The organism is uncultured Bacteroides sp. (assembly GCF_910585845.1).
In the GTDB taxonomy this organism is placed as follows: Bacteria; Bacteroidota; Bacteroidia; order Bacteroidales; family Bacteroidaceae; genus Bacteroides.
Window position 1 is genome coordinate 23,158 of sequence record NZ_CAJUHF010000037.1, and the last position, 14,629, is coordinate 37,786.

Consider the following 14,629-nt stretch of genomic DNA (forward strand, 5'->3'; position numbering starts at 1 on the left):
CCCTCACTACAAGAATATTCAACCAATAAACACATATATTACAATGAAAGCATTAACTAAAACAGATTTCAACTTTCCGGGACAGAAGAGCGTGTACCACGGAAAAGTACGCGATGTGTATAACATCAATGGTGAAAAGTTGGTCATGGTAGCTACCGACCGTATCTCAGCCTTCGACGTCGTATTGCCCAAAGGCATTCCTTTCAAAGGACAGATGCTGAACCAGATTGCCGCCAAATTCTTGGATGCCACTACAGACATCTGCCCCAACTGGAAAATGGCTACTCCCGACCCCATGGTGACGGTAGGTGTGATGTGCGAAGGCTTCCCGGTGGAAATGATTGTACGCGGTTACCTCTGTGGCAGCGCATGGCGTGCCTACAAGAGCGGCGTGCGTGAAATCTGCGGCGTGAAACTGCCCGAAGGCATGAAAGAAAACCAGAAATTCCCCGAACCCATCATCACCCCGACCACGAAAGCAGAAATCGGTGAACATGATGCCGACATCTCCAAGGAAGAAATCCTTGCCAAAGGTCTGGCCACACCCGAAGAGTATGCCTTGCTGGAGAAATATACCTTGACTCTCTTCAAACGCGGTACGGAAATCGCAGCAGAACGCGGCCTAATCCTTGTAGATACCAAATATGAATTCGGCAAGCACAACGGCACCATCTACCTGATGGACGAAATCCACACTCCGGACTCCAGCCGCTATTTCTACTCCGAAGGCTACGAAGAACGCTTCTCCAAAGGAGAACCGCAGAAGCAGCTTTCCAAGGAGTTCGTACGCGAATGGTTGATGGACAACGGCTTCCAAGGCAAAGAAGGACAACAGGTACCGGAAATGACAGACGAAATCGTCACTTCCATCAGCGAACGCTACATCGAACTGTACGAACACATCACCGGTGAGAAGTTCGTAAAAGAAGATACCAGCGACATTGCCCAGCGAATTGAAAAGAACGTAACGGAATACTTGAAATAAATGGACTACCCACAAGAACACATCAAGCCTTACAACAAGGAAGGCAAAAAGAGCGAACTGGTGGAAGAGATGTTCGACAACATCGCTCCTGCCTACGACAAACTGAACCATACGCTGTCGATGGGAATTGACCGGAGCTGGCGCAAAAAGGCAATCAGATACCTCCTCCCCTTCCGCCCCCGCCGCATGATGGACGTGGCCACCGGCACCGGCGACTTTGCTATTCTGGCATGCCGGGAATTGCAACCGGACTCACTGATAGGCACCGACATCTCGGAAGGCATGATGAATGTGGGACGTGAAAAAGTGAAGCAAGCGCACCTCTCGGACAAAATAACCTTTGCCCGGGAGGATTGCACTTCCCTCTCGTTTGCCGACGGGAGTTTCGATGCCGTGACTGTGGCGTTCGGCATCCGCAACTTCGAAGGACTGGATAAAGGGCTTTCTGAAATGTGCCGCGTACTCGCCCCCGGAGGACATCTGGTTATTCTGGAACTCTCTACCCCAGACCGCTTTCCGATGAAGCAATTGTTTGCCATCTACTCCAAAGTCGTAATCCCACTGATCGGCAAATTCATTTCCAAAGACAACAGTGCCTATACCTACCTGCCGCAAAGCATCCGAGCCTTCCCGCAAGGAGAAGTGATGCAGGAGGTTATCCGTAAGGCTGGCTTCAGCGAAGTCCGGTTCAAGCGACTGACCTTTGGGATATGCACGTTGTACACAGCCAAGAAATAAAAATTAATCCTTACTTTAACACACTTTCATTATGCAGAAATACGGTTTAATAGGCTATCCGCTGAAACATTCGTTTTCCATCGGATATTTCAATGAGAAATTCAAGGCAGAAAACATCGATGCTGAATATGTGAATTTTGAAATACCCAGCATCAATGATTTTATGGAAGTCATAGGGGAAAATCCCAACCTTTGCGGCCTCAATGTTACTATCCCCTATAAGGAACAAGTGATTCCTTTCCTCGACGAACTGGATAAGGATACTGCCAAGATCGGTGCGGTCAACGTCATCAAAATCATCCGCCAGGCTAAAGGAAAAGTCAAACTTGTGGGCTACAACTCAGACATCATCGGGTTTACACAGTCCATCGAACCCCTGTTGCAACCACACCACAAGAAGGCTCTGATTCTGGGCACGGGCGGAGCTTCAAAAGCCGTCTATCACGGACTTGCCAACCTAGGCATTGAAAGCGTATTCGTGTCACGCATAAAAAAAGACCCTACCTTCCTCACCTACGAAGAACTGACTCCGGCAATCATGCAGGAATACACGGTCATTGTCAACTGTACCCCAGTGGGCATGTATCCGAAGGTGGATTTCTGCCCGAACATTCCGTACGAGCTGTTAACACCCAACCATTTGCTCTACGACTTGTTATACAATCCCAATGAAACTCTCTTCATGAAGAAAGGGGAAGCTCAGGGTGCCGTCACCAAGAACGGATTGGAAATGTTGTTGCTGCAAGCATTCGCTGCATGGGAAATTTGGAACAAATGACGGGTGAAAAACGTTATAAGCAATAAACTGAATAGGAATGCATCCAATTCCTCAAACATAAGAAAAAATGAAAAAAGGTGTCAAATATGGCCTGATGTCAGGACCACTGCTGGTGATCATTGCAATCATCACTGCTGCGAGTTTCTATATGCTCGACTATTCGCTGAATCCGAAGTCCAATAACGGAAAGGATATTCAGGGTTCCTACAGCTACATGCGCAACGAATATCCGCACATCTGCCAATGGATGGACAGCCTGCTGGACGCCGGAGCGTTGAAAGACACCTTTATCGTCAATCCGGAAGGAGTGCGGCTGCATGCCATATATGCGGCCGCTCCCGAACCTACCGCCAAGACCGCTGTCATCGTACATGGATATACAGACAATTGCATCCGTATGCTAATGTTGGGTTATCTTTACCACAAGAATCTGAAATACAACATCTTGTTACCCGATCTGCAAAACCACGGACTGAGCGAAGGAAAAAGCATCCAAATGGGATGGAAAGACCGTAAAGATGTACTGACCTGGATGGATGTAGCCAATGATCTCTTCCAGAAGCCTTTTAACATAATTGACACGATATACACTCCGGACGGCAGATGTAATATCTGTAGAGTGAAAGACAATAAATCACAGATGGTGGTACATGGTATCTCGATGGGAGCTGCTACCACCATGATGCTATCAGGTGAAAAGTCTCCCTACTACGTATGTTGTTTCGTAGAAGACTGCGGTTATACGAGTGTATGGGACGAGTTTTCCCACGAACTGAAAAAGCAGTTCAACCTGCCGGCTTTTCCATTGATGTATACCACCAGCGGACTGTGTAAAGTCAAGTATGGCTGGGGGTTTGAAGAGGCTTCTTCATTGAAGCAAGTAAAAAAGAGCCGCCATCCCATGCTGTTCATCCACGGAGATGCGGATACTTATGTGCCTACATGGATGGTGCATACCCTCTACGAAGCCAAACCGGGGCATAAAGAATTATGGATAGTACCCGGCACCGCTCATGCCATGTCCTATAAAGAACATCCGGAAGAGTACACCGCACGCGTGAAAAGTTTTGTAGAGAAATACGTACAATAACGTAACTTTTCCTATTTCCGTCATATCAATAGAAGATGCAATGAAAAGATTATTTTCCATCAGTTTATTTTTATGCCTGCTACTTCTGTCTGTACAGGCACAGAAGGCCTATACGCCCGATAATATTCCCAAAGTGCACCTCCAAGACAAGATGCGCTACGCCTGCAATCCGGACGCCATCCTCTCGCAGGCAGCGTGCGACAGCATCGATCGCATGCTGTATGCACTGGAGCAACAGACGGGCATTGAGACTGTGGTCGCCGTGGTTACCTCTATCGGTAGCGATGATTGCTTCGACTTCGCCCATCGCCTGCTCAACGAATGGGGAGTGGGAAAGAAAGGGAAAAACAACGGTCTTGTCATCCTGTTGGTGACCGACCAGCGTTGCATCCAGTTCTACACCGGTTATGGCTTAGAGGGAGATCTGCCCGATGCCATCTGCAAGCGTATCCAAAAACGAGACATGATTCCTTACCTGAAAGACGGTAACTGGGATGCCGGCATGGTCGCCGGTGTGCGGGCAGTATGCGAAAGATTGGACGGCAGTATGGTGAACGATGAAGAAGAAAAGGAGGATCTTTCTCCGCTTGGCGTACTGGCACTTATCATGGGATTCCTGACAATAGCCATAGTGATAGGATGGATTGCTGCACGTGCTGCAAGCAAATGTCCGAACTGCGGAGAGCATAAGCTGCAACGCACCCGAAGCAAGGTTGTGTCGCGTCATAACGGAGTGAAGACGGAGGATGTCACCTACACATGCCGCAACTGCGGACATAGCGTCGTACGCCGCAAGCAATCGTACGATGAAAACTACCACGGAGGAGGTGGAGGCGGCCCGATCATCTTCGGAAGCGGAGGAGGATTCGGCGGTTCCGGAGGAGGATTCAGTGGAGGCAGTTTCGGAGGAGGTATAGGCGGAGGCGGAGGAGCCGGATCAAGGTTCTGAAGATATTCGTAAAAAGAATAAGGAAGACAGAAGGAACTGATGAGATAAAGGATTATAACTCCTTTAATTTCTCAAATCCACTTCCCCCCTTAAACAAGCAACAACATTCAATAATCAATAAACAGAAAACAGTATGAAAAAGTCAACTATCATTATTTTAGTCGTAGCAGCCCTTCTCGTCATTTGGGGTGTTACCGGATACAACAATCTGGTAAGTATGGACGAAAACGTAAGCGGACAATGGTCCAACGTAGAGACACAATATCAACGCCGTGCCGACCTGATACCGAACCTGGTCAATACGGTCAAAGGATATGCTTCTCATGAAAAGGAGACTCTGGAAGGAGTGATACAGGCACGCAGCCAAGCTACGCAGATCACGGTTGATGCCGACAACCTAACACCCGAGAAACTGGCTGAATATCAGAAAGCACAGGGTGCAGTCACTTCTGCTTTGGGTAAGTTGCTCGCCATCACCGAAAACTATCCGGAGCTAAAGGCAAACCAGAACTTCCTGGAACTGCAAGCCCAACTGGAAGGTACGGAAAACCGTATCAACGTGGCACGTACTAACTTCAACAATGTGGCAAAAGATTTCAATATAGCTATCCGTCGCTTCCCCAAAAACATTCTTGCCAGTCTGTTCGGCTTCGAGAAACGGGCTTACTTTGAGGCTGCCGAGGGTGCCGAACAAGCACCAAAAGTAGAATTCTAAGCAATCCTTCTTTACACTTCGCATGCATACCGAAAATGAGGTATGAATAAGATAGGATGGCGAAGGTAATGAATGTAAACGATTATCTATCAAGTATAAAAAAACATAAAAGGTACTTCTTAATATACAGAGGTACCTTTCTTATTCTATATATTTACGTTCATTATCAATCTTTAACTGGACCTACATCATGAAACATCCTCACGGCTATCTGTTCATCCTCCTCTTGCTGTTACCCATTCTGTATGCCTGCAACAGCGAGATATTTCTGGACGAGGTCAAGCTACCGTTTACCCAAGCTACGCTGAACGGCGATGGAGACACACTGACCATCCGATTCAACACTTCTAAGTGGATACTAAACGGTGCCGGTACCTATAATGGCTTTTTTGAAAGCAACTACTATACATTGTCGGGTATGGACATGGGACCTGCCCCCATCTGCCATTTGGCAGAACCTGGCAAAGTCGTAGTAACCAATGCCGATCGCGAGCTCTCCTTCATCCGCCCCAACGAACGGGAACTGCAAGTGTGCATCGGTATCAATCCAGAGAAGACCCCATTCGAATTCGAGCTATACATTGCCGACGAAATCTATCAACAGCAAGAGATACACTTCACACAGCAGGCGGGAAGCGGCTACACAATAGACCGGATAGAATACAGCCTTATCCCGAACTCCATACGTACGGACACGGTAAGTGACCTCTTTCTTATTGTAGCCAAGAACTCAGACGGATCGACAGAGACACGCACTTACAATCTCAACGACTTGCACAAACGTAATATCCTCTTGTCATGTGCCACCAGTCTGAACCTGACACAGACAGGCGATGAAAAGCCCTCCATCGAACTTCCCTCCGCCGACATCTCGCAGGGGATAAAGCTCGGCACCGACCGTATCCCTTACTTCCAGTACGGCAATGCCTTGGTGGACATGACGCTGGAGCCTCCGTATATACATACCGTAATTTTGAAACCGGGTATCAATCAGATATACCGGATAGTCAAACGTCAGGTCTACAGTGCCAATTATACCCTCTATTTGCGTAGCACTAAGACGGGGAAAATATATTCCGCACAGGGTCGGCTGCGCAGTGAGACACCAATAGAAACCATCGGCTGTTTTGTACAAAGAGAGAAGTATGGGGAATAGAAGGGCAAATGATAGAGGATAAGTGATAAGTAACAGCTGATAGATGATGGAGAATAAGTGATAGACTATAGACGAGAAATAACCATGAGAATAACCCATAAACTACTGATAGCCCTGCTCCTTACGGGGCAGAGTGCCTACGGATTGCAGGCGCAAGATGCTGCGATACATGCACAAAAAGATACTTTGCCTCATCCGTTGCACCGTGCCATTCATAAACTGTCTGTGGACGTACGTCCTGCTTATCTGGCACCTACCAACGTCTTCTTCAAGGGAATCAATGCCAGTCAAAAAGACATGAACACGTTTCTGTCGGGACACCTGAAGTATGGTATACAATTCAATCCCGACTCTAAGTTCGGCAGGCTCTATCCGCATACTACGCAGGGCATCGGGCTTGCGGTAAATACGATGTTCAACGATATGGAGATCGGCACTCCCGTAGCGCTCTATGTCTTTCAGAGTTCACGTATCGCCAGCCTCACTCCCCGGTTGTCGCTGGACTACGAATGGAACTTCGGTGCTTCCTTCGGATGGAAAAAGTATGACGAGAAGTTCTCATACAATCTAGTGACAGGTTCCAAAATCAACGCATATATTAATCTGGGCTTCTTCCTGAATTGGCGGTTGTCTCCCCACTGGAACCTCAGCGCCGGAGTAGAAGGTACTCACTTCTCTAACGGCAACTCCCACTATCCCAACTCCGGTGTCAACACATTGGGGGCACGCGTGGGCATCACCCGCAACTTCGGCGACGAGCAAACCCTTGCCAAGGCGCAGGACGCCATGCCGCCAAGGATACTCCCTTTCAGCCCACACGTCAGCTACGACCTCACGCTATACGGTGGAACCAAGATACGCGGATGGGTAGACGACTACGGCAGTACGCTGGTTCCAGGCTCATTCGGGGTAGTAGGCATCAACTTCAACCCGATGTACAACTTCCACCGCATGCTGCGGGCAGGTCTCTCGCTCGACGCACAGTATGACGAAAGTGCCAACATCCGGGAATATAAGGCCGGAACAGACGCCAACGGAGTCCCAAGGTTCTATCGTCCGCCCTTCAAGGAACAATTCAACGCCGGACTGTCGGCACGCTGCGAATTTGTCATGCCTGTTTTCTCCATCAACATTGGTGTGGGATACCACTTCCTGCACAAAGGGAAGGATACGAAGGGATGGTATCAGATACTTGCTCTCAAGACCTCACTCACCCGCAACCTCTATCTGCATACCGGTTATCAGTTGCAGAACTTCCACGACCCCAACCATCTGATGCTGGGACTGGGATGGCGGTTCAATAACCGGAGATAATACAAAATAACGCGGATAGTACCGACTCATAAAAAGAATCTGTGCTATTCGCGCTATCTGTGATGGGAAACGAACAATTCCTCTCTTCTTCCTAATCGAGGTCGTCTATCGCCTCACGCAACTCTTTTACCCCTCTCCATGCCTTGAAGAACAGGCGTAATCCTAACATCAGCCCCACAGCAAGCCCCGTCCAGGCACCTGCCATAAGATACGGATCGCCGAAACGGTTCATATCCCACAACATGCCCGTCAGCATCGGAATGGCCAACAACACACTTATGCCAATCCCTACCTTGAAGCTCAAGCGGAAACGCGCCTCTGCCAGACAGACTTCACGCACAGCCATGCGATTACAGTCTATTTTGTCCAACAGATACATCCAAGTAAACTGTCGGATACCTATTGCCACTACGAACAGACATACCATCACCCACGTCTGTATGCTGAAATTATACTCAGCATGCCGCATGATATTCCAAAGGAAAAGCGGCAGTAGAAACACGACGAACGTAAGGCGTAACAGAAGCCTTTGCCTCATCTGTCTCACTTTACTGTCCACTGTCTTATGCAGTTGCTTGCGGTTCTCTATCTCCAGTCGGTCGAGCCTTTCCGTCATGGCGGCCCAGTTGTTCTTCAAATCTTCCAGTTCCATAGTCTATAATTTTTCAACTGTTAGCTTGTTTGGTTAGTTTATCTTTGATTCGTTTCAGTCTTGATGCTACGGTGTTGCGCGGTATGCCCACGATGTCGGCGATATCCTCGTATGAATTCTCATCCAACCACAGCAGGATGAGGGCACGCTCAAACTTGCTCAGTCCGGCAATGAGACGATACATCTCCCGGAGTTTCCGGGTGGTTTCGTTGTCTTCGGCTTCGAGACCGTAGAGGGCATCGAGCGAAGTATGTTCCCCCCTCCGTTGCTCCTGCCGATAAAAGGAGATACAAGTGTTCAGTCCCACACGATAGATCCACGACGAGGGCTTTCCTCTTCCTTCGTATCCGTCAAAACCCCTCCAAAGGTTAATCACGATTTCCTGGTAGAGGTCTTCAAAGTTATCCCCATCCGTAGCATACATATAGCAGATCTTATAGATCACCCGTTTGTACTCATCGATAAGGGCAATGAACTGTTTTTCTTTTGCATCTTGTTCCATTATTCAGATAGTCTTTTGTATATAAGACGCCGATTCAGAGGATTAGTTGCATATCTATGCTAAAAAAAGAAGTACAGGCAGCATACAGAATACACAGATGGGACAGATTCTCACAGATCATTCTTCTCTTCAATCACCAAGATCTGTGGCAATCTGCCCCATCCGTATTATCAGTACTATGTCAGATGAAAAGATTCAAATTAGCCTCCTCCGCACGTTCGAGGTAAGAGGCTACGCCGCCCAGCGTAACATTATCCAGAAGTTCTTCCTTCTGTACTCCCATCACATCCATACTCATGGTACAAGCTATCATCTCCACACCATTGTCGATAGCTTGCCGGATCAGGCTTTCCAGACTGTCTATCCGTTTCCGTTTCATGATAAGACGCATCATCCGGCTACCGGCACCTGCCATGTTCATCTTAGAGAGTTTAAGTTTGCCACTGTGCGAAGGGAGCATCCAGCCGAACATCTTGCCGAACAGGTCTTTGGAGACTGCCGGTTTATGAGGTTTCTTGATTACATTCAGCCCCCAGAAGGTGAAGAACATCGTTACCTTTTTGCCGGTGGAAGCGGCACCATTGGCTATGACGAAAGAAGCAAGTGCTTTGTCCAGATCGTCGCTGAAGACAATCAACGTCTTGTTGTCGGCACTGCCGGATGCAATACGGTCGGGAGCAGCCTGTTCCTGCTTGCGAATGGTAGCGGCAACTACGCCGTTCTTATTCTCCAAAGCAACAAGTTCCGCACCCGTCATCTTGCACCACGAAGAGACATCTTTGCCGAAAGCCTGGTCGGTGGCAGTGATCTGGAGCTGCTCGCCCGTCTTCAGGGTTTCGTAGTTCTTCTTCAGCTGCATCACTGGTCCCGGACACATCAGACCGCAAGCATCTACTTTCAGCGTAGGAGTTTGGGGATAGGCACATTGGCTATCGGTGTTTTCCGGTGTGCTGGGAATATAAGGAGAGACTTCCTTTATCGGAGCAGTCGCTACGCTCCAGGTTTTGTAACCGCCTGAGAGGTTGCGTACGTTGGTAAAGCCGTTCTGCACCAGGATGCGGTACGCCAGATAGCCGCGTAAACCAACGGCACAGGTCACTACGATAGGCTTCTCTTTCGGCAGTTCATCCAGATGCTCACGCAGTTCATCTACCGGAATATTGATGAATCCGGGGATAGAGCCCAAACGGTATTCGTCGGGCGTACGGACGTCAATCCGTACTGTATCGGCTGAAAGTTCGGCTACTTCGCGCCACTGGATGAGACATACCCGTCCGGCAAGCACATTGTCCGCCACAAATCCTGCCATGTTCACGGGGTCCTTTGCCGATGAATAGGGAGGCGCATAGGCATGTTCCAGTTCCATCAGGTCGCGGATGGTACCACCCTGCCGGATCACTTGTTCCATCATTTCGATACGTTTGTCCACACCGTTGAATCCGACTACCTGCGCACCCAACAGCCTACCGCTTTCGGGTGCAAACAGAATCTTGATAGACAACGGAACTGACTCTGGATAATAGCCGGCATGTGATGCCCCGTGCGTATAGGAAGAGATGTAGTCGATATGATTCAGTTTCAACAGTTTCGCATTGGCACCAGTAGTGGCAACCGTCAGGTCGAACACTTTGGCTATGGAGGTTCCGATTGAGCCGCGGTAGACCTCCTTATTACCGAACACGATGTTGTCCGCCACGATACGTCCTTGCTTGTTTGCCGGACCTGCCAGCGGGATAAGTGCCGGTTGTCCGGTCACAAGGTGCTTTATTTCGGTGGCATCGCCCAAGGCATAGATGTCCGGATTGGAAGTTTGCAGGTAGTCGTTTACGGCAATGCCGCCCCGTTCTCCGATGGCAAGTCCGGCTTCCTTTGCCAGTTTAGTCTCCGGACGTACACCAATACTCAACAGAACGAGATCGGTTACGAGCTGCTTACCGCTACGCAAGTGTACGATGACGGCATCCTCTTTCTCTTCAAAACGGCTGACCCCGTCTTCCAAGTACAGTCCGACACCTTTATCCGTCAATTGTTGGTGTACGATTGCCGCCATCGAGAAGTCTAACGGAGCCATTACCTGATTTGCCATTTCCACGACATCGACCTGAATGTCCAAGTCATGCAGGTTCTCTGCCATTTCCAGTCCGATGAAACCGCCGCCCACGACAATGGCACGCTTGGGGTTTTCTGCATTAACGTAATTCTTTATCGCATCCGTGTCCGGTACGTTGCGGAGAGTGAATATCTTCTTGCTTCCGATACCTTCGATGCTCGGACGCAGAGGTTCGGCTCCCGGCGAGAGAACCAGTTTGTCGTATGCCTCGGTGTAGGTCTCTCCTGTAGAGAGATTCTTGACTTCCACCTCCTTTTTATCCGGTCGGATGACAGTCACCTCCTGCTCGGTGCGGATATCTATGCGGAAGCGGTCGGTGAAGCCTTTCACGGTCTGCACAAACAACTTTTCCCGTTCGCCAATCGTTCCGCCTATGTAGTAAGGCAGACCACAGTTTGCATACGATACGTACTTCCCTCGTTCAAACAAGATGATACGGGCTTTCTCATCCATTCTGCGCAGGCGGGCTGCGACGGTAGCCCCTCCGGCTACTCCTCCTATAATCAGGTAATTCATATGATAATTTTATTTGTTTATACTATATATATTTGCTAATAGAAAATATTAGGGTAAAAAAGGGAATTATCCCTTTTCCATACAGTTTTTCAGCTTTTCGAAGAGTTCGTCGAAGCAGAGTTCAGCATTCATCATTTGCTCTATTTTCGCCTTTCCATCGGAAGTGAGCGAGAAGAACATCTGGCGTTTGTCGTTCCGATTGATATCCCGACGGATGTATCCCTTATTCTCCACTGCTGTGATCACCTTTGAAACGCGCGAGTTGGACAGTCCGATGTATTCGCAGATCATGCCTGCGGATTTCGTCTCTCCGTCTTTCAGGCAGCAGAGCAACATAGCTTCGTTAATTGTTATATCATGTACTTCTGCAAAAGTCTTCTCAAACTGATACAAGGTCTTATAGATATCTTTGATGGCACAAATTGATTTCATATTCTTAGCATGATGTTTTGATGGGCACAAATATATGGATTATTTCTTGATATAAATAGTGTTTAGTGAAAAATATTTCATTTAAACTATATTCTTTTATAATCAGCCCATGAAAGAGAGAAAAATACTATTGCTTACCAAATGAAAGAGAACAACCTACCGACAAAGGTAATAACCAAATGTACCGGACTATCTTCGGAAGAAATCAGCAAGTTAGAACCACAAAAGCAAGACCATAAAATGTTATGAAACAAAAGAAGCAATGTCATGAAGCAAAAGAAATAATGTTTTGATAGAAAAGATTGTCTCTTTTGTATCGGGACATAGATTGTGGACAAGGGGTTCCTTTCATAGATTATCAATAAGGGGGGATTAATCAGGAAGTTTATTAGGAGACTTATCAACAAAGAAGCAAATGAGTAATAAGCGAGCCTCAAATGATGAGTAAAGAAGCGTCAAGTGAGCAATAAGGAATTGTCAAGTGAAATCTCCTGAAGATTTCACTTGAACCGCTTAAAACTTTGCTTGATATTCGGGAACTCTGTTTGGTCGAGAGAGAAAAAAAAAAGAAAGACAAATCAGAACTTTTTTGAGTGCTGTGGAATACCCTTTTGGGTTCAAAAAGGGTTCAGGGTTCCTTATGCCCTAATTTTCTGGCACTATTGTACGACTAATAAGAATATATGATTCATCTGATATTTGGTAGGGGACATCATACAACGGCAATGGCATAACATCTGAATGCATTATTTAATCAGACTCTTCTTGGTAAAAGAGATAGGAATCACACCCTCCAGTCAGATTATTGGATTTTCAGCCTGCTGTATGATAGGTTACCGTATCACCCGAAATATCGGATAAACCGAATTTAAGCAGCTTCTAAGGGATAAGGAAACTTTGGTAGGTTAACCGATATAGAGTGCTTGCATTTATCCGGAAACAAGCACCTCACGAAATATAGGATTATTTTGAGCTTTTATCAATTAGTTTAGACATATTTTTGCGCATTTCTATTCAAATGCGGCAAAAATAAGGGCATAAGGAACCTTGAACCTATTTTGAACCTAAATTTCTATTTAGGCGTCTCTTTTAAGTTTATTAATCTATTCTCAATCAATTGCTTATATAATAAAACCTTTAATTCGGAATTTTCTTCAAAATATAGCGAAATAGACAAAAATAGATTTTTTAACCTTTGCCAATTTGAATAAATAATGCTAACATATGAAAACCATTCTTTTTATGGGAAGGCACGCATTTTGCCTGATTTAGCTTTAGAATAATGGCATGTTAATGATGCGAATTATTAGGCTAACCGCAGAACTTTTCATTGATTTACAAAAAATGCAGTTGTCTGCTAATTTATTTTTAGCGCAATATCCTAACTTGTTTTTGTAGTTCCTCAATTCTTTGCATGAACACATCAAACTCCAAAGATTCACCATAAATGAAGAAACGTCTCATATCTGCATAGTCATCTTGCCATGCACCTATAACCGATTCTGGTATTGTAAAGTTGATGGAAGATGGAGCATGTAAATCATAATTCACATATTTCAAAGCATAATAAGCCTTACGATGCTCAACAATGGCATCATAAAGTTTGCGATTCGACAAAGCTTCTACACCATATTCTGTGTCCATCAGTTTTTCCAAATCATAAAGATGGCGTGACATTCGGACACTCCGTGGCTTTTCTTTTTGAAATTCTTCAGCCAAAAGAAATAGCTTTTCAAGAAATGTACGAGTAGGGACTACGGTTCTGACCAAACTATCTGCATCGGTATCTTCGCCATCAAAACTTTCACCTATTAGAGAACGGATTTGTCGTAATTCCGTAGGTTCATTCATTGAAAGACAACTAATTTCAATCTTTACACGTGGAGGAATATAATTTATCGTATCCTCAAGAATTGACGGATAGTGTAATAGAATTACCGTAGGATCTTTATCTGAATCTATCGGTCGCCATTTTCCTTCTTTATCTTGTACCTAAGATACATTTTCTATAGTGTAACCAGAAACTCCTACTTCTTTCAAGTTGGCATCTAATTGAGCAGAAAGAGTCTCATGGATATACGCTCGTGATATTTTGCGTAATTTCTCACGCTGACTTTTACCAGTCTTCTCAATACCAAAGAATGAATGGCTGATTGCCAAGTCAATATCTTCAGAGAAACGCTCTATGATATTAAAACCTTTTGACAACGATGTTCCACCTTTGAAGATTAAAGAGTCACGGCAATCTGTTTGGAATAATGCCTTCAGCGTAATAGTTACCCACCAGTCTTTTTCAATAGCTACCTGATTAACACCAGGATGTCCTGCTTCCGTTTGCTGTAACATTGCCAAACGGTCTACTATTTCATTATTTAACCATAGTTTTCCCATATTATAAATCCATTTTAAGCAGTTAGCATTGGTTTTATAATTCGTTTCATCCACGCAGGCATCATATCTACATCCTTAACAAGGGTCTCCTTATCAGTTTCCTTTAACATCAATTGTCGGATGGCATTCTATTCACTTTCTCCTACATTCTCTTTTTTCAGAGCTTTCAGAGCCTGAACAAGTAAAGAGATGAGACGAGTACCATAACAGAAATTCTTGGGTACACCTCGTTTTAATACTACTCTTCTAAGTACATGACAAAAATTTGAAAACATCGAATTTTGGGGTATAAGTCGGACGC

Annotated in this window: 12 protein-coding genes and 1 pseudogene; 8 read left to right on the forward strand and 5 right to left on the reverse strand. The window is 46.2% G+C overall.

Annotated features, from left to right (window positions below):
- Window positions 1-43: 43 nt before the first annotated feature.
- From QZ323_RS10635 to QZ323_RS10670, 8 genes are all read left to right on the forward strand, one after another.
- Entirely contained in the window at window positions 44-985 is a 942-nt protein-coding gene (locus QZ323_RS10635; RefSeq protein WP_294634660.1) for a phosphoribosylaminoimidazolesuccinocarboxamide synthase, read from the forward strand.
- On the forward strand, window positions 986-1,723 hold the full coding sequence (gene ubiE, locus QZ323_RS10640) for a bifunctional demethylmenaquinone methyltransferase/2-methoxy-6-polyprenyl-1,4-benzoquinol methylase UbiE (protein ID WP_294634662.1): 738 nt from the start codon (window positions 986-988) through the stop codon (window positions 1,721-1,723).
- Between the two features lie 31 nt (window positions 1,724-1,754).
- Entirely contained in the window at window positions 1,755-2,501 is a 747-nt protein-coding gene (gene aroE / locus QZ323_RS10645) for a shikimate dehydrogenase (RefSeq protein WP_294634663.1), read from the forward strand.
- 67 nt (window positions 2,502-2,568) lie between these two features.
- On the forward strand, window positions 2,569-3,591 hold the full coding sequence (locus QZ323_RS10650; protein WP_294634664.1) for an alpha/beta hydrolase: 1,023 nt from the start codon (window positions 2,569-2,571) through the stop codon (window positions 3,589-3,591).
- A 40-nt stretch (window positions 3,592-3,631) separates the two neighbouring features.
- On the forward strand, window positions 3,632-4,540 hold the full coding sequence (locus QZ323_RS10655; RefSeq protein WP_294634665.1) for a TPM domain-containing protein: 909 nt from the start codon (window positions 3,632-3,634) through the stop codon (window positions 4,538-4,540).
- A 133-nt stretch (window positions 4,541-4,673) separates the two neighbouring features.
- Window positions 4,674-5,255 carry a LemA family protein gene (locus QZ323_RS10660; protein ID WP_294634666.1) on the forward strand — a complete coding sequence of 194 codons (582 nt, stop codon included), beginning with the start codon at window positions 4,674-4,676 and terminating at the stop codon, window positions 5,253-5,255.
- Window positions 5,256-5,445: 190 nt separating this feature from the next.
- Window positions 5,446-6,411: a hypothetical protein gene (locus QZ323_RS10665; RefSeq protein ID WP_294634667.1), complete on the forward strand. Its 966-nt coding sequence runs from the start codon at window positions 5,446-5,448 to the stop codon at window positions 6,409-6,411.
- An 84-nt stretch (window positions 6,412-6,495) separates the two neighbouring features.
- Window positions 6,496-7,725 (forward strand): acyloxyacyl hydrolase, encoded by a 1,230-nt coding sequence (locus tag QZ323_RS10670; RefSeq protein ID WP_294634668.1) that lies wholly within the window; start codon window positions 6,496-6,498, stop codon window positions 7,723-7,725.
- A 91-nt stretch (window positions 7,726-7,816) separates the two neighbouring features.
- Here the strand turns inward: QZ323_RS10670 and QZ323_RS10675 are convergent, their stop codons facing one another.
- The 5 genes and pseudogenes from QZ323_RS10675 to QZ323_RS10695 form a co-directional block, all read right to left on the reverse strand.
- Entirely contained in the window at window positions 7,817-8,377 is a 561-nt protein-coding gene (locus QZ323_RS10675; RefSeq protein ID WP_294634669.1) for a hypothetical protein, read from the reverse strand.
- 13 nt (window positions 8,378-8,390) lie between these two features.
- Window positions 8,391-8,879 carry a sigma-70 family RNA polymerase sigma factor gene (locus QZ323_RS10680; protein ID WP_294634670.1) on the reverse strand — a complete coding sequence of 163 codons (489 nt, stop codon included), beginning with the start codon at window positions 8,877-8,879 and terminating at the stop codon, window positions 8,391-8,393.
- Between the two features lie 181 nt (window positions 8,880-9,060).
- Entirely contained in the window at window positions 9,061-11,505 is a 2,445-nt protein-coding gene (locus QZ323_RS10685; RefSeq protein ID WP_294634671.1) for an FAD-dependent oxidoreductase, read from the reverse strand.
- A gap of 66 nt (window positions 11,506-11,571) precedes the next feature.
- A complete protein-coding gene (locus QZ323_RS10690) occupies window positions 11,572-11,937 on the reverse strand; it encodes a winged helix DNA-binding protein (protein ID WP_294634672.1) in 366 nt (121 codons plus the stop codon).
- Window positions 11,938-13,305: 1,368 nt separating this feature from the next.
- Window positions 13,306-14,328, reverse strand: a pseudogene (locus QZ323_RS10695) (nucleotidyl transferase AbiEii/AbiGii toxin family protein).
- Window positions 14,329-14,629: the final 301 nt, after the last annotated feature.